At 66.4% G+C, this 16,609-nt stretch carries 14 protein-coding genes; 5 read left to right on the top strand and 9 right to left on the bottom strand.

From position 1 onward, the window contains the following. Positions 1–2 precede the first annotated feature (2 nt). From phoB to E3C22_RS20535, 8 genes are all read right to left on the bottom strand, one after another. Positions 3–728 carry a phosphate regulon transcriptional regulator PhoB gene (gene phoB / locus E3C22_RS20570; RefSeq protein WP_134763760.1) on the bottom strand — a complete coding sequence of 242 codons (726 nt, stop codon included), beginning with the start codon at positions 726–728 and terminating at the stop codon, positions 3–5. 4 nt (positions 729–732) lie between these two features. Continuing rightward, the gene (phoU, locus tag E3C22_RS20565; protein ID WP_134763759.1) at positions 733–1,473 is read right to left on the bottom strand and encodes a phosphate signaling complex protein PhoU; all 741 of its coding nucleotides are present in this window, start codon (positions 1,471–1,473) and stop codon (positions 733–735) included. Positions 1,474–1,498: 25 nt separating this feature from the next. Continuing rightward, a complete protein-coding gene (gene pstB / locus E3C22_RS20560; RefSeq protein ID WP_425364998.1) occupies positions 1,499–2,311 on the bottom strand; it encodes a phosphate ABC transporter ATP-binding protein PstB in 813 nt (270 codons plus the stop codon). Positions 2,312–2,320: 9 nt separating this feature from the next. Then, positions 2,321–3,643, bottom strand: coding sequence for a phosphate ABC transporter permease PstA (gene pstA / locus E3C22_RS20555; RefSeq protein ID WP_134763757.1), 1,323 nt, complete (start codon positions 3,641–3,643; stop codon positions 2,321–2,323). Further along, a complete protein-coding gene (gene pstC, locus E3C22_RS20550; RefSeq protein ID WP_134763756.1) occupies positions 3,640–5,130 on the bottom strand; it encodes a phosphate ABC transporter permease subunit PstC in 1,491 nt (496 codons plus the stop codon). The genes pstA and pstC overlap by 4 nt, the downstream gene beginning before the upstream one ends. 170 nt (positions 5,131–5,300) lie before the next feature. Continuing rightward, positions 5,301–6,353, bottom strand: a complete 1,053-nt coding sequence (locus E3C22_RS20545; RefSeq protein ID WP_134763755.1) for a PstS family phosphate ABC transporter substrate-binding protein — start codon at positions 6,351–6,353, stop codon at positions 5,301–5,303. Positions 6,354–6,505: 152 nt separating this feature from the next. Then, entirely contained in the window at positions 6,506–7,765 is a 1,260-nt protein-coding gene (locus E3C22_RS20540; protein ID WP_134763754.1) for an ATP-binding protein, read from the bottom strand. Positions 7,766–7,908: 143 nt separating this feature from the next. Beyond that, positions 7,909–9,039 carry a serine/threonine-protein kinase gene (locus E3C22_RS20535; RefSeq protein WP_134763753.1) on the bottom strand — a complete coding sequence of 377 codons (1,131 nt, stop codon included), beginning with the start codon at positions 9,037–9,039 and terminating at the stop codon, positions 7,909–7,911. A gap of 188 nt (positions 9,040–9,227) precedes the next feature. Here E3C22_RS20535 and E3C22_RS20530 point away from each other — a divergent pair, with 188 nt between their 5' ends. The 4 genes from E3C22_RS20530 to E3C22_RS20515 all read left to right on the top strand — a co-directional run bounded on the left by E3C22_RS20530 (position 9,228) and on the right by E3C22_RS20515 (position 14,534). Beyond that, positions 9,228–11,096 (top strand): glycoside hydrolase family 15 protein, encoded by a 1,869-nt coding sequence (locus tag E3C22_RS20530; RefSeq protein WP_245515111.1) that lies wholly within the window; start codon positions 9,228–9,230, stop codon positions 11,094–11,096. Then, on the top strand, positions 11,083–11,892 hold the full coding sequence (locus E3C22_RS20525; protein WP_134763752.1) for an SDR family oxidoreductase: 810 nt from the start codon (positions 11,083–11,085) through the stop codon (positions 11,890–11,892). The genes E3C22_RS20530 and E3C22_RS20525 overlap by 14 nt, the downstream gene beginning before the upstream one ends. Positions 11,893–11,999: 107 nt before the next feature. Continuing rightward, positions 12,000–12,797 (top strand): SDR family NAD(P)-dependent oxidoreductase, encoded by a 798-nt coding sequence (locus tag E3C22_RS20520; RefSeq protein ID WP_134763751.1) that lies wholly within the window; start codon positions 12,000–12,002, stop codon positions 12,795–12,797. Between the two features lie 126 nt (positions 12,798–12,923). Further along, positions 12,924–14,534 (top strand): putative bifunctional diguanylate cyclase/phosphodiesterase, encoded by a 1,611-nt coding sequence (locus E3C22_RS20515; RefSeq protein WP_134763750.1) that lies wholly within the window; start codon positions 12,924–12,926, stop codon positions 14,532–14,534. Positions 14,535–14,619: 85 nt separating this feature from the next. Here the strand turns inward: E3C22_RS20515 and E3C22_RS20510 are convergent, their stop codons facing one another. Next, a complete protein-coding gene (locus E3C22_RS20510; RefSeq protein ID WP_134763749.1) occupies positions 14,620–15,519 on the bottom strand; it encodes a polyprenyl synthetase family protein in 900 nt (299 codons plus the stop codon). A 161-nt stretch (positions 15,520–15,680) separates the two neighbouring features. On the opposite strand from E3C22_RS20510, the gene E3C22_RS20505 reads away from it, so the two are divergent. Further along, a complete protein-coding gene (locus E3C22_RS20505; protein WP_134763748.1) occupies positions 15,681–16,370 on the top strand; it encodes a biosynthetic peptidoglycan transglycosylase in 690 nt (229 codons plus the stop codon). The last annotated feature ends 239 nt before the right edge of the window (positions 16,371–16,609 follow it).

Genomic DNA, 16,609 nt, shown 5'->3' with positions numbered 1-16,609 from the left:
GATCAGGTCGTCGCCTTTTCCTTCGCCGCCTTCGCCGTGGTGAACTGCTCGTCGAGGGCGTAGCCGGCGCCGCGCACGGTGCGGATCGGATCGCGCTGGCGGCCGCGATTGATCGCCTTTCGCAGCCGTCCGACATGGACGTCGACGGTGCGCTCGTCGACATAGATGTCGCGGCCCCAGACGCCGTCAAGCAGCTGCTCGCGGGAGAACACCCGGCCAGGCGACTGCATGAAGAATTCCAGGAGCCGGAATTCCGTCGGCCCGAGCTTGATCTCGCGGCCGGCGCGGCGGACACGATGGGTCTCGCGGTCGAGGTCGATGTCGCCGGCCGACAGATGCGTGGCGATCTTCTCCGGCTTGGCCCGCCGCAGCATGGCGCGCACCCGCGCGACCAGCTCCGGCGTCGAGAACGGCTTCACCACATAGTCGTCGGCGCCGACCGAGAGGCCGCGCACCCGCTCCGATTCCTCGCCCCGCGCCGTCAGCATGATGATCGGCAGGCGTTCCGATTCCTCGCGCTGGCGAAGCCGTCGGCAGAGTTCGACGCCGGAAAGCCCTGGCAGCATCCAGTCGAGGATCAGGAGGTCGGGAAGCTCCTCCTTGAGCCGGAGGTCCGCCTCGTCGCCGCGGGCGATGACGTCGACGGAATAACCTTCGGATTCGAGGTTGTAGCGCAGGAGGACGCCCAGCGCCTCCTCGTCCTCGACCACCGCGATGCGTGCGCTCATGCCCTCAGGCTCCCGGGCCGCCCGGCGGCGGCGTCGTCAGATCGGTGTGGGCGAGGGAGGGGGTCGAGTCGCCCTTCGGCCGCTCGGCTTCCATCTGCTCGCCAGTCTTGATGTAGTAGACGGTCTCGGCGATGTTCGTGGCGTGGTCGCCGATGCGCTCGATGTTCTTGGCGCTGAACAGGAGATGCGTGCAGGCGGTGATGTTGCGCGGATCTTCCATCATGTAAGTGAGGAGCTCGCGGAAGATCGAGGTGTAGACCGCGTCGATCGCCTCGTCGCCGTCGCGCACCGCCAGCGCCTGCTTCTCGTCCCGCGTCGCATAGGCATCGAGGACTTCCTTCAGCTGCGCCAGAGCGAGGTCGGAGAGGTGCTCGATGCCGCGCACCAGCTGCATCGGCTGGGAGTGTTCGTGAACCGCGATGACGCGCTTGGCGGTGTTCTTGGCGAGATCGCCGATGCGCTCGAGGTCGTTGGAAATGCGGATCGCGCCGACGATCTCGCGCAGGTCAACGGCCATCGGCTGGCGCTTGGCGATGGTGCGGATCGCCCGTTCGTCGATCTCGCGCTGCACGGCGTCGAGCAGCACGTCGTCGGCGACGACCGACTGGGCAAGCCCCCAGTCGGAATGCATCAGGGCGCTGACCGACTGTTCGACCATGCGCTCGGCCTGGCCGCCCATTTCGGAAATGCGGCGGATGATGAACTTCAGCTCGTCCTCGTAGGACGTGACGATGTGTTCGGCCATTCTGGTCTCCTCGTGATGGTTCCCGTCAGCCGAAGCGGCCCGTGATGTAGTCCTGGGTCCGCTTGTCGTCCGGATTGGAGAACATCTTCTCGGTCGGGCCGACCTCGGCGAGGTCGCCGAGATGGAACATGGCGGTCAGCTGCGAGACACGCGCCGCCTGCTGCATGGAGTGGGTGACGATGACGATGGTGTAGTTCTCGCGCAGCTCGTCGATCAGCTCCTCGACCGTCGCCGTGGCGATCGGGTCGAGCGCCGAGCAGGGCTCGTCCATCAGGATGACCTCGGGCGAGACGGCGATGGCTCTGGCGATGCAGAGGCGCTGCTGCTGGCCGCCGGAAAGCCCGGTGCCCGGCTCGTCGAGACGGTCGTGAACCTCCTTGTAGAGGCCGGCGCGGCGCAGGCTGGTATGGACGATCTCGTCGAGCTCCTGCTTGGAGCGGGCGAGGCCGTGAATCTTCGGGCCGTAGGCGACATTGTCGAAGATCGACTTCGGAAACGGGTTCGGCTTCTGGAAGACCATGCCGACCCGGGCCCTGAGCTCCACGACGTCGATGTCCGGGTCGTAGACGTCCTCGCCGTCGAGCAGGATCTCGCCGCCGACCTTGGCGATGTCGATCGTGTCGTTCATCCGGTTGAGGCAGCGCAGATAGGTGGACTTGCCGCAGCCCGACGGGCCGATCAGCGCCGTCACCTGGTTCTCGGGGATGTTCAGCGTGACGCCGTTGAGGGCCTGCTTGGCGCCGTAATGGACGGTGACGTCCTTGGTCTTCATCTTGATCGGTTTGGCAGCTTGCACGGCCGGGCCCCTGTTCAGAGTGGCTTGAATGTTTTCCATCATCTCTGGCTCCTACCAGCGGCGTTCGAAGCGGCGGCGAAGGAAGATCGCCGTGAGGTTCATGATTGCCAGGAATGCGAGAAGAATGATGATCGCGCCGGACGTCCTCTCGACGAAGGCGCGCTCGGCCTCGTTGGCCCACATGTAGATCTGCACCGGCAGCGCCGTCGCCGGCTCCATCGGCGTCGCCGGATAGTCGGCGACGAAGGCGACCATGCCGATCAGCAGAAGCGGCGCGGTTTCGCCGAGCGCCTGGGCGAGGCCGATGATCGTGCCGGTCAGGATGCCGGGCGCCGCCAGCGGCAGGACGTGGTGGAAGATCGTCTGGGTGCGCGAGGCGCCGAGGCCAAGGGCGGCCCAGCGGATCGACGGCGGCACGGCGCGCAGCGCCGCCCGCGTGGCGATGATGATCGTCGGCAGCGTCATCAAAGTGAGGACGAGGCCGCCGACCAGCGGCGCCGAGCGCGGCAGACCGAACCAGTTGATGAAGACGGCAAGGCCGAGCAGGCCGAAGACGATCGACGGCACGGCGGCGAGATTGTTGATGTTCACCTCGATGAGGTCGGTGAACTTGTTCTTCGGCGCGAACTCCTCGAGATAGATCGAGGCGGCGACGCCGATCGGCAGCGCCAGAGCCAGCACGATCAGCATCATGTAGAACGAGCCGATGATGGCGACGCCGAGGCCGGCGGTCTCGGCTCTGGACGAGGCGCCGAAGGTGAAGAGCCCCCAGTTGAAGCGCTCCTCGATCGCCCCTTGCGACTTCAGCTTGTCGATATATTCCAGCTGCAGGTCGCTGATCGGGCGCCGGTTTTCAGGCACCGAAAGGTCGTATTGCCCCTTCATGGCGCTGTCGAGCTCGGAGCTCGCATAGAGCCAGACGTCCTCGGTCGTGCCGATGATCGACAGGTCGTTCATCACCATGTCGCGCAGGGTGACGCGGGTACCGGAGGAGATCAGCCCGTTGGCGGCGGAGACCGCCTTCTTGTCGTCGGCGCTGATCCCGAGAAGCTGGACGAGGCCGTCGCGGGCGAGCTGCGGATAGTTCGCCATCAAGAGCTTGGTCTGGCTCTTGACCGCCTGCTCCGGCGTGCCGAGCACCTTTTCCGTGAAGGTGATCGGCACCTTGATCTCGGTCTGCCAGAAGGCGGTGTAGCCCTTCGAGATGATGCTCGTCAGCAGCATCACCAGGAAGGCGAGGCCGATGGCGATGGCGATGATGCCATAGGCCTTGAAGCGGCGCTCGGCGGCATAGCGCCGGCCGATGCCGATGTCGCGGCGTGGCTTTCGTTCGGCAGCCGTTGCGGCGATGCCGTTGGCGGTGGCGTCGCTCATTCGTACTGCTCCTTGTATTTGCGCACGATGTAGAGCGCATAGACGTTGAGGCACAAGGTGATGACGAAGAGCGTCATGCCGAGCGCGAAGGCGACGAGGGTCTGCGGCGAATTGAATTCGAGGTCGCCGGTCAGCTGCGCGACGATCTTCACGGTGATCGTCGTCATCGCATCGAAGGGGTTGATGGTGAGATTGGCGGCGACGCCGGCCGCCAGCACCACGATCATCGTCTCGCCGATGGCGCGCGATGCGGTGAGCAGCAACGCCGAGACGATGCCCGGAAGCGCCGCCGGTAGGATCACCCGCTTCACCGTCTCGGAGCGGGTCGCGCCGAGGCCGAGCGAGCCGTCACGCAGCGACTGCGGTACCGAGGTGATGATGTCGTCCGACAGCGACGACACGAAGGGGATCAGCATGATCGCCATCACCAGGCCGGCGGTCAGCACGCTCTGGGCCTGGATGAAGCTGGCATAGTCGCCGGTGACGATGCCGCTGATCTGTGCCGAGAGGTCGCGCAGGAACGGCCCGACCGTGACGAGGGCGAAGAAGCCGTAGACGATGGTCGGGATACCGGCCAGCACCTCGAGCAGCGGCTTGACCACCGACCGCGTCCGGTTGTCGGCATATTCCGCCATGTAGATCGCGGCGAAGAGGCCGATCGGCACGGCGATCAGCATGGCGACGGCGCTGATGTAGAGCGTGCCGGCGAGCAGCGGGATGAAGCCGAAGCTGCCGGCATTGCCGGTCGAGCCCGCGGCGGAGAAGCGCGGCTCCCAGACCGTGCCGAAGAAGAACTCCGCCGGCGAGATCCGCGAGAAGAAGTCGATGGTCTCGAACAGCATCGAGAAGACGATGCCGATGGTGGTCATGATGGCGATCGAGGAGGCCGCGATCAGCGCGCCCTTGACGACGCCCTCCACCTTGTTGCGGGCACGCAGCCGCGGCGCGATCTGGCGGTAGCCCCAGTAGGCGCCGGCAAGAGCGAGGGCAATGACGACCACCGTCATCGCCAGCCGGCTCCAGAACTGCATGGTGTCGATGTCGAGCGCCAGCGGCACCATCCAGTCGGCGCTGGCAGAGGCGACCGGCAGGCCGCGATTGCGCAACAGGGCGGCGAGATCCTTGACCGGCATCTCGTCGGTGACGGTCGCGCGCTCGTCGTCGGGCAGGACCGAGAGGCCGTTGCCGAGGGATTCGACGATGCCGTAGGCGAGGTCCTCGGTCAGCTGGCTCTCGGCGAGGACGCCTTCGGGAAAGCTGCCGCGGACCTGGCTCTCGATGACGATCGGCGAGGCGATGAGCCAGACCGCCAGCAGCAGCAGCGACGGAATGATCGCCCAGGAAGCGACGTAGGAGGCATGGTAGACCGGCCGGGAATGCGGCTTGACGCCCGCGGGCGCCTGCAGCGCCCGGCTGTGCCGGTAGCCGAGAAACGCGCCGGCGAGGCCGATCGCGAGAACGACAAGGATGATCGTGAAGGTCGACACGGGGGAAACTTCTGCCGCCGGGCTCGGGAGAACAAGGGCCGGTCAGGTCGCCGTGTGGCCGACGGGGACGCGACGGGCAAGGGGCTCTTGTACGGCGATGCCGCCGACCGCGTGAGCGGTCGGCGGACTGTGTCTCTCCTTGGCCGGAGAGAAGGGCCTTTCGAAGTCGATTACGACTTCGAGCCGAGGGTGACGCCGTTCTCGAAGTTCGAGACCTGCTCGTCACGCTCGTCGGCCGGCAGCGGAACCAGGCCGTATTCGACGGTCGGCGAGCCTTCGCCGGTCATCTGCTCGGAGAGGAAGAACTGGACGTATTCCGACAGGCCCGGAACGACGCCGAGGTGAGCGCGCTTGACGTAGAAGAACAGCGGACGCGAGACCGGATATTCGCCCGAGGCGATGGTGTCGGCCGACGGGACGACGTCGTTGATCGTGGCGACCTTCAGCTTGTCCTGGTTCTGCTCGTAGAAGGCCAGGCCGAAGACGCCGATGGCCTTCTGGTTGGCCTCGATGCGGGCGAGGGTCTCGGTGTAGTCGCCGGAGATCTCGGAGATCGAGCCGTCGTTGCGGACGCTCATGCAAGCTTCTTCGGCCGCGTCCTTGTCCATGCCGGACTTGGTGAAGGCTTCCATCGCGCCGGAGTCTTCACAGCCCTGCTTCAGGACCTTCTCCTCGAACACTTCGCGGGTGCCGTGGTTGGAGGCCGGGATGAAGGCGGTGATCTCCTGGTCGGGCAGCGAGGAGTCGACCTCGTTCCACGACTTGGCGGCGTTGTCGACGACCTTGCCGTCCTGCGGGACCTTGGCGGCCATCGCCGTGAAGATCATCGCCGGGGTCAGCTTGAAGTCCGGGCCGGAAGCCGAAGAGGCGAAGACGATGCCGTCATAGCCGAACTTGACTTCCGAGATCTCGGTCACGCCGGCGTCGGCGCAGGCCTTGATTTCCTTTTCGCGGATCGAGCGCGAGGCATCGGCGACGTCGATGGTGTCGGGGCCGACGCCCTGGCAGAACTGCTTCAGGCCGGCCGACGAGCCGCCCGACTCGATGATCGGCGTCTGGTAGTCCGGGAAGGTCTCGCCGAAGTTCTCGGCAACGATCTGCGCATAGGGCAGAACCGTCGACGAACCGGCGACGTGGATCTGCTGGTTGCTCTGGGCGAAGGCCGGACCGGCGAACACGGTCGCGGTGCCGAGCGCAAGGCCGGCAAGAAGGGTCTTGTTCATGGATTGGCTCTCCCTGTGGAGGTTTTTCGGACGAACCATTGGCTGTTCAGTCACAACGCGCGACTGCGGTTCGGGTCCATTAGCTATAGGCTCCGTAAGAAAGCTCTATGACAAACTTGTTGCCGTTGTATGACAGTATAAGATATTGAAAACTATGACGTTTCCAGAATCTTCGGAGATTCCTTGTCATTTTGGGCCAGGGCGGGAAAGCGCACCGTGAAGGTCGAGCCGCGGCCGACGACGGAGTCGACGATGAGGCGGCTTTTGTGGCGCAGAAGGATGTTGCGGACGATCGACAGGCCGAGCCCAGTGCCGCGTTTGGACCGGGAATTGCCGACATCGACGCGGTAGAAGCGTTCGGTCAGCCGCGGCACGTGTTCGGCCGGGATGCCGGCCCCGAAATCGCGCACCGAAGCGTCGATGACCGGCTCGCCGCGTTCGCTCGATCGCTCGAGGGCGATTTCCACCTTGCCGCCATCGGCGCCGTATTTGCAGGCGTTCTCAATCAGATTGGCGAAGACCTGGATCAGCTCGTCCTCGTCGCCGACGACGACGAAGCGTTCGTTGGGCGGGGTGAAGTCGAGCTTGAGGCCGAGATCCTCGGCGAGCGGCCCGAGCTGCGAGCGGACCTTGGCGATGACGGCAACGAGATCGGCCCTGGCCTGAGGCGCCACGTGGCGGCGCATCTCGATCCGCGACAGCGACAAAAGGTCGTCGATCAGCCGCGACATCCGCGTCGCCTGCTCGCGCATGATGGCGAGGAACCGGTCGCGCGCCTGCGGATCGTCGCGGGCCGGGCCCTGCAGCGTCTCGATGAAGCCGGCGAGCGAGGCGAGCGGCGTCCTCAGCTCATGGGAGGCGTTGGCGACGAAGTCCGAGCGCATCCGCTCGACCCGCCGCTCGGCCGTCCGGTCGTGGAACAGCACCAGGAAGAAGTTCGGCTGCATGCCCTGATAGGCCGGGACGGGGAGGATCTCGATCAGCCAGTGGCGCTCGATCGGCCGGCGCTCGTCGAGGGTCGCGGTGGTGGCCGCGGCATTGGCGATCGCCGCCTCGATCGAGGCGAGGAGCTCCGGCGAGCGGAAGCGCAGCGACAGGGGATCGGCCAGCGCCATGTTGCCGAAGGCGACCGCCGAGACCGGGTTGCGGTAGCGGATCAGGAGTTCGCGATCGACGATCAGCGCCGGCTCCTGCAGCGCTTCCAGGACCGCCTTCATGCCGCGGTCCGGCCAGATCTGGTCGGCCGAGCGCCCGTCCGCCTCGCTGCGCCTGGTGCGCTCGCGGCTCGGCCAGAGGATCGCCAGCACGATCACCGCAAAGACGCCGGCCGCGGCGAAGGCCGCCTGCGGATACCATGCCGCGAGCGCCAGCAGCGCGAGGGCTGCGATGAAGGTGAGGCGTTTCCTGCGCATGGCGGCTTCTTCGCCGTTCGGGGTTGCCGGGGGCTTTGACCGGCGCGCCGCAGATGCCGCTGCGACACGCGAATCAGACGGCCTATTCGAAACTCGTTACCATGCGATTGTGAAGATCAGGACGCGGCTTCTGCCGGTTTGATTCAGGAGGCATGGCGCAGCTTCAGGCCGTAGAACATCAGGTCCTTGCCGCCCGCCCCGACGGAGGGATCGATGGCGATCTGGCCGCCGGTGCCGGCCTCCGGCGGAAATTCCAGGTGAAAGAGGAAATTCTCCTCCGGCAGCGAAGTGGTGAAGCGCTGGCGGCCGCAGGCGCTGTCGCCGCCGAACAGGCAGCGCAGCGAGAATTCCCGCGGCTTGCCGTCCGGCGAGCCGACGACGATCTCGCCCTCGACCTTCTTGCCGGCAAATCCCCGTGCGACATCGCCGCTGATCGGCAGTTCGATCTCCCGGGAACCGGCGTCGCCCGCTCCGCTGCCATCCTGCTGGGCGGCATCCGCCGGCTGCATCAGCTTCAGGACCGGTTCGCCGCCGGCGGGCGTCGCGTCCTCGATGGCGTCGTCGCTGCCGGCAAATTCGCGCAACGCCTCGGGCGTGTAGACCTCGACCCATTCCGGCGCCGCATCGGCCGTCGGCGCCGTGCCGGAATTTTCGCGGATCGCCTCCGCCACCGACAGGCCGCCGGCGTCCGTGGAGGGGGCGCCGCGCGACGCCGTGTCGTCGGACGGCAGCATCGGCAGGACGATCCAGACGGCCGCGCCCACCAGGAACAGCAGAAGCAAAACGATGACCAGGCTGACCAGCGTGCGCCCCGCCCGCGACCGCCGGCGGGGAGCCTCGTCGTCCTCGTCCTCGCTTGCGGCGTTCAGCGGCTCGCGGTCTGAATATCTGTCTTCGAGGAGGTCGGCGGCCATCGGCTCGGGAGCCTCGTGACCGGCATCCTGCGCCTCCACTGCCGCCTCGTCCTCCGCCGCCGGGGCTTCCAGCCTCTCGTCGGCCGGCGTCTTGCCGGGCGTGGCGGGGCCAAGCGGCGGCGCATCGTCTTCAGCCTCCGCAGGCGGCCCGGCCTCGGCGAAGTCGTTCTCGATGGCTTCGATCGCGCCGATCAATTCACGGCGATGGGCCTCCTTGGCAGCCTCCGGCGTCTGCTTGTCGGCTTCCAGGCGCAACAGCGCCCGTTCGGCGGCTTCATAGATCTGCAGGCGGAAGTCCGGATCGGCGGCGTCACCTTTCGCAAGGGCACGCCGCAGGCTCCTTTCGATCGCGCTTCCCAAAAACTGCCATCCCTTTCAATCGGATGCCGCACGTCCGCTACGCCGCACTGCAGCGATATGTAACAGTCGGACGCGATGTTGCAAATGGTTCAGATGGGCGGTGAGCGCGCTGCACCGGCGGCCGCCGGCCTTCACCTTCCGCCTCGAAGACCAATCTTCGCACGACCGATCACCCTGCCAGGAAGCTCATGCCCGACCGTCAGACCCCCGAGCCGCCCAATCCAATATCCGCCCATGGCGTGATCGGCGACATGAACACCATCGCGCTGGTGGCGCAGGACGGGACCATCGACTTCCTGTCCCACCAGCACATCGACGCGCCGACGCTGTTTGCGGCGCTGCTCGATCCCGAGCGGGGCGGCCGTTTCGCCTTCCATGTCGAGGACGGGACGATCACCTACCGGCAGATCTATCTGCCCGACACCAACATCCTGGTCAGCCGCTTCCTCGGCGACGAGGGCATCGGCGAAGTCTGCGACTACATGCCGATCGACGGCTTCGGGCGGATCGTCCGGCGCGCCAAGGCGATCGTCGGGACGAAGACCTTCCGCCTGTCGGTGTCGCCCCGCCCGGACTATGCGAGAGCCAGGCCGACGCTCTCGCCGATCGAGGGCGGCGTCGCCGTCGCCTGGACGGACCAGGACGGCAGCGAGCAGAAGGTCACCCTCTATGCCTCGCGGCCGCTGACGATCGTCGGCGAGGACATCGACGCGAAGATCGAGCTCGCCGAGGGCGAGGAGTGCTGGGTGGTGCTGTGTCCGGGCCACCCCGATGCGCCTGCGGTGTCGGCGAAATATGTCCGCCGGTCCTTCGACCGGACCCGCGACTACTGGCACAAATGGGTGAACCGCGGCAGCTATCCGACCTTCTGGCGCGAACTGGTGGTGCGCTCCGCCCTGACGCTGAAGCTGCTCACCTCGTCGCAATACGGCTCGATCGCCGCGGCGGCGACCTTCGGCCTGCCGGAAGTCATCGGCGGCGAGCGCAACTGGGACTATCGCTACTGCTGGGTCCGCGATTCCGCCTTCACGCTCTATTCGCTGTCGCGTCTCGGCTACTACGACGAGGCGGAATCCTTCATCCATTTCCTGATGGAGAGGGCCGTCGAGACCGGCGAGTCCGGCCTGCAGATCATGTACCGCATGGATGGCGGCGGCGAGATGCCGGAATCTTCCCTCGATCACCTCGAGGGCTATGCCGGCTCGCAGCCGGTGCGGGTCGGCAATGCGGCGTACCAGCAGCGCCAGATGGACATCTACGGCGAGTTCCTCGACGCGCTCTACATCTCGACCAAGGCGCGGGGAAAGCCGGCCTATGCCGTCTGGGAGAAGATCTCCCGCATCGTCGACTGGCTGTCGCACAACTGGCACCTTGAGGATCGCGGCATCTGGGAGAGCCGCGGCGAGCCGAGGGCCTATCTCTCCTCGCGGCTGATGTGCTGGGTGGCGCTCGACCGCGCGCTGAGGATCGCCGACGTCCATTCGCTGCCGGCCGACGTCCTGCGCTGGCGGGGCGAGCGCGACAAGATCCAGAAGACCATCCTCGAGAACTTCTGGAACCCCGATGTCGGCGCCTTCACCCAGTTCGAGGGCTCCTCGACCCTCGACGCGGTCGTCCTCCTGATGCCGCTGGTCAAGTTCATCAACCCCCGCGACCCGATGTGGACCTCGACGCTGAAGGCGGTGCGCACCCATCTGGTGCGCGACTGCCTGGTCAAGCGCTACATCAACACCGCGGAGAACGACGACGGGCTGGGCGGTGAGGAGGTGGCCTTCACCATCTGCTCCTTCTGGTATGTCGAGGCGCTGGCGCGCACCGGCTACGTCGCCGACGCGCGGCTCCTGTTCGAGAAGCTCCACACCTATGCCAACCATCTCGGCCTGTTCTCGGAGGAGCTCTCCGAGACCGGCGACCATCTCGGCAACTTCCCCCAGGGGCTCACCCATCTTTCGCTGATCTCTGCAGCCATCTGGCTCGATCGATCGTTGAACGGCGACAAGGCCGATCCCGGCTATTTCGAGTTCAAGATGATGGAGGATCCCGATGGCATCTACTGACCCGACGCGGCTGGGCGGACAGGCGGCGCTGGTCACCGGCGCCTCGTCTGGCATCGGCCGGGCCTCGGCCATCGCGTTCGCAGCCGCCGGCGCGGCCGTCGCCGTCAACTATCGCGGCAGCCCCGACGAGGCCGATGCCGTGGTCGCGGAGATCGAGAAGGCCGGCGGCCGGGCGGTCGCGGTGCAGGGCGACGTTTCGAAGGAAGACGAGGTCGCCGCGATGTTCGACGAGGCGGAGAAGGCGCTCGGGCCGCTCGACATCGTCATGTCGAATGCCGGCATCCAGAAGGATGCCAGGATCGGCGAGATGAGCCTCGACCACTGGAACGCCGTCATCGCGGTCAATCTCACCGGCGGCTTTCTGGTCGGCCGCGAGGCGATCAAGCGCTTCCGGGCCAAGGGGAGGCGGCCCGATGTCAGCCGGGCGCTCGGCAAGCTGGTCTTTGATTCTTCCGTCCATCAGATCATTCCCTGGGCGTTCCACGTCAACTACGCCGCCGCCAAGGGCGGCATCCACATGCTGATGCAGTCGCTCGCCCAGGAGGTCGCCGAGGAGGGGATCCGGGTGAATGCCGTCGCGCCGGGCGCCATCGCCACCGCGATCAACGCCGAGGAGCGCAAGGACAACGAGGCGGAGATGCTGAAGCTGATCCCCTACGGTCGCATCGGCGATCCGCAGGATATCGGCCGGGTGGTCTCCTGGCTGGTCTCTGACGCGGCGGACTACATCGTCGGCCAGACGATCTTCGCCGATGGCGGCATGACGCTCTATCCGGGCTTTCGCGGCAACGGCTGATCTCCGGCGCGGCGGCCGGGCTCGCCGGCCCCCCGTGTCCAACCCGCCTGGCGCCTGCTATGCCATGCGAACTGCTCGACTTAGAGCCGAAGGACAGGAGTATCGCCATGGCACTCGACGGACGTGTCGCCATCGTCACCGGTGGCGCGAAGGGGATCGGCTACGCCATTGCCCGCCGCTTTCTCCATGACGGCGCAAGGGTCGTCATCGCCGACAATGACGAGAAGGCCGGCAATCTCGCCGCCGAGGAACTCGGCGATCTCGGCGACGTCGTGGCGGTCGGCTGCAACGTCGCCGAACGGCTCGACGTCCACAATCTCCTCGCCGCGGCGCTCGATCGCTTCGGCGACGTCGACATTCTCGTCAACAATGCCGGCGTCGTCAGCAAGGCGCCCTTTCTCGATCTCGACGAGGCCGACTTCTCGCGGGTCCTCGACATCAATCTGAAGGGCGCCTTCCTCTGCGGCCAGGCCGTCGCGCGCCATCTCGTCGACAAGGTCAAGCGCGGCGGGCCGGCCGGCGTCATCGTCAACATGTCCTCGGTCAACGCCGTCTTCGCGCTTCCCGATCAGGTCGCCTATTCGGTGTCGAAGGGCGGCGTCAGCCAACTGACCAAGGTGATGGCGCTGGCGCTCGCGCCTTATGCGATCCGCGTCAATGCCATCGGGCCGGGCTCGATCATGACCGATCTCCTGAAGGGCGTCGTCGAGGACGAGGCGGCGACCCGCAAGGTTCTGTCGCGCACGCCGCTCGGCAGGATCGGCGAGCCGCGCGAGATCGCCGCCATCGCCAGCTTCCTCGCCTCCGACGAATCCAGCTACATCACCGGCCAGACGATCTATGCCGATGGCGGCCGCCTGCCGCTGAACTACACCGTCGATGTCAGCGAGAGCGACGACGACTGAGCGCCGGCCGTCCCTGGCGACAACCGTGGGCCGCGAGTTGATAAATTCGCGGCACTTATCGAAGTTGTTAAGACAATCCGTGCCAAGACCGGCTGCCCTCTGAACGCAGCCCGGATCTCGGAATTCATGGTCGTTCACCGTCACGCCGAGCGCTGGAAGCCGGTCTTCTGGCTGCTCGTCTTCACACTCTTTGCCATCTTCGCGGTCGATGTTCTCGCCGCCCTCGACATCGTCGATCTGCGCCATGCGGCGGTGTTCGGCCCGGCCATGCAGGCGCTCGCGACGCTGGCCGTCGCAGCCGGGCTGTTCGAGATGCGCCGGGCGTTTTCCGCCAGCGTCGACCGCGAGCTGCGCCTCGCCCGCCAACGGGAATCGGCCTATCGCTACGATGAGATGACCGGCGCCCTCAACCGCGCCGCCTTCATCGGCGAATGCGAGACGAAGCTGCACGAGCGCCGGGCCGACAGCGGCTACTTCCTCCACATCGATCTCGACTATCTGAAGCGCATCAACGACAGCCTCGGCCATGCCAGGGGCGACGCGGCGCTGCGCCACCTTGCCGATATCGCCCGGGCGCTGGCGCCCGGCTGCGCCTTCGGCCGGCTCGGCGGCGACGAGTTCGCGCTGTTGATGATGCATCGGCCCCATGGCGAGGCGATGGGCTTCGCCAACCGGTTTCTGTCGCAGCTCTCGATGACGGTCTGGCACGACGGCCAGCCGCTCAACCTCTCGGCCTCGATCGGCGTCGCACCGATCGTCGGGGAGATTTCCGGTTTCGACGAGCTGGTGCACCGGGCCGACCTCGCGCTCTATCAGAGCAAGCGCAACGGCCGCGCCCAGGCGACGCTGTTCGAGAACGAGATGCTCACCGATCTCCGCTACACGCGGCTGATCGAGCGGGAATTGCGCGCGGCGATCATGCTCGGCGAGCTCGAGCTCGTCTATCAGCCCGTGCTGCGCCGCGACGGCAGCATGGCCGGCTGCGAGGCGCTGGTCCGGTGGCGGCATTCGTTGCGCGGCATGATCTCGCCGGCCGAGTTCATCCCCGTTGCAGAGCGCTCGGTGCTGATCGACCTCGTCGGCGAGTGGGTGCTGCGCCAGGCCTGCCGCGACATGCGGGAATTCCCGGAGATGTATTTCTCGGTGAACTTCTCGGCCAATCAGTTCAAGCGGGACACCGTGGTGGCGATGGTCCAGTCGGTGCTCGCCGAAACCGGCATCGCGCCGCCACGCCTCGTCGTCGAAATCACCGAGAGCATGGCGATGAGCCATAGCGAGGACGTCCGGGAGCGGCTGAACGCCCTGCGCAGTCTCGGCGTGAAGATCGCCCTCGACGACTTCGGTGCCGGCTTCAGCGGCTTTGCCTATCTGCAGTCCTTCCCCGTCGACGCCATCAAGATCGACCGCGCCTTCGTCACCAAGCTCGGCACCAGCGCCGCCTCCAACGTCATGGTGACGGCGCTGGTCAGCGTCGCCCATGCGGCGGGCATGCATGTGGTGGCGGAAGGGGTCGAGACGGCGGAGCAGCATCGGCTCGGCGCCGAGGCCGGCGCCGATCTCTTCCAGGGTTATCATCTGGCAAGGCCGATGGGCCTTGCCGCCGTCCGCGAGCGCCGCGCATCCAAGGAGCGGCTCGCCGTCGACGGGCCGCCGGTGAAAACCCTCGCCTTTCCCGAAAAGCCGGTGGCGGCCGGCCCTGGCGAAGAAGCGAATGTCGCGCGGCGGCGGGCCGGCTGACCCTTTCAGACAAAGCAGCAGCCGGCCAGAACGATCGCCCGTCCCGGCCGGCAACGCTTTTCCTTCTTCGATCTTCAGGCGGCGGTCAGCTCTTGCGGATCGAGACGAAGCGGGCCGCCTCGACGAGCCTTTCGGCGCGCTCGCCGAACGGCTCCAGCATCTCCTCGGCGCCGCTGACGAGGGCGGCCAGCCGATCCTCCAGCGCCCGCTTGCCGTAGATCTGCGCCAGCGTCTGCTTGCCCTGGTCGCGGTCCTTGCGGGTCGCCTTGCCGACGACCGAGGCATCGCCATACTCGTCGAGAATGTCGTCGGCGAGCTGGAAGGCGATGCCGACATTCTCGCCATAGCGGCGCATGCGGGTACGGTCGTCGTCGCTGGCGCCGGAAACCAGCGCCCCGGCCTCGCAGGCGCAGGAGATCAGCGCGCCGGTCTTCATCGCCTGCATGCGGGTGATCTCGATCTCCGAGCGCGCCTTGCCGCTCGCTTGCATGTCGAGCACCTGGCCGCCGACCATGCCCGGCGCGCCGGCCTTCTTGGCCATCAGCGTGATCAGCTTGATGCGGATGTCGTGGGGCACGGTATCGACCGAGGCGACGATGCCGAAGGCGAGCGTCAGCAGCGCGTCGCCGGCAAGGATCGCCGTCGCCTCGTCGAACGCCTTGTGGACGGTCGGCTTGCCGCGCCGGATGTCATCGTCGTCCATCGCCGGCAGGTCGTCATGGACCAGCGAATAGGAATGGATGCACTCGATCGCCAGCCCGACCTGCATCGCCGCCTTGGGATTGCCGTCGAAGAGCTTGGCAACCTCGCAGACCAGAAACGGCCGCAGCCGCTTGCCGCCATTCAAGACCCCGTGCCGCATCGCGTTCAGCAAATGATGCGGCGTCCCGGCGATCAACTGGTTCGAGGAGAGAAAGTCGTCGAGAAGATCACCAACCGCCGAGGCATTGGCCTTGAGTATCGCTTCGAATTCACCGGGTTTCATCTTGCCAATCTCTTCCAGGTCCGTGTGGCTTATAGTCAGCAGTGGAGGCTTTTTTCGCGCATCGTCCAGGAGCCATTGCGCCAGGCTTATAGCACCGATAAGTAAAGGTAGCCCTTCCGCCGACCGATCCGCGCCATCACGCCGAACCCACTGATCTTTCGATGCTCCGAACGACGAAGCGCATAGCCGCCTGGGTCATCATCATCGTCTTGGTCCTCGCGGCGATCCCGCTCGTCCTGACGCCGGTCTACGCGATTCGCTCCGTCCATCCGGTGTCGACGCTGATGCTGTGGGACACGGTGACGGTGCGCCCGCAGCTGCGCGACTGGGTCTCGATCGACGACGTCGCGCCGGTTCTCCTGCATTCGATCGTCATGTCCGAGGACGGCCAGTTCTGCCGCCATCGCGGTGTCGACTGGGGCGAGATGCTCGCCGTCGTCGATCAGGCGCTCGACGGCGAGGAGACCCGCGGCGCCTCGACGATCACCATGCAGACGGTGAAGAACCTCTTCCTCTGGAACGATCGCTCCTTCGTCCGCAAGGGGCTGGAGCTGCCGCTGGCGCTTTATTTCGACCTCGTCCTGTCGAAGCGCCGGATCATGGAGATCTACGTCAACATCGCCGAATGGGACACTGGCGTCTACGGCATCGAGGCGGCGAGCCAGCACTATTTCGGCAAGCCGGCGAGCAAGCTGACGGCCCGCGAGGCGGCGCTGATCACCATCTCGCTGCCGGCGCCGGACCTGCGCAATCCCGCCGATCCGAGCCCGACCATGCGCAAGCTCGCCAGACGGGTCGAGCGCCTCGCCTCGCGCTCGGGCGCCTATGTCGGCTGCCTCGACGCCGACTGAGCGGCAGGCCTTGCGAGGCGGCCGCTTGCAAGGGCGGTGCCGCGCGGCCGTTCTCGCCCCTCTTTCGCACCCGAAGCTCATGCGGCCGAGGATCCGGACGGGCTCTTTTCTTTTGCCCCGGGCTTTGCTATGGGCTCTTTCCGAATTCCCGTCATGCCGGTGTTCCTGTTTTGCGGCCGCGACCCGCAGGCAAGGACGCTATGCGACGCGGATCCCGGCAGCAGGGCAAGAGCCTTTCG

Source organism: Jiella endophytica (assembly GCF_004519335.1).
Taxonomy (GTDB): Bacteria; Pseudomonadota; Alphaproteobacteria; order Rhizobiales; family Rhizobiaceae; genus Jiella; species Jiella endophytica.
The sequence above is the reverse complement of the archived record's forward strand: the minus strand, read 5'-3'. Positions and strand labels throughout refer to the sequence as shown.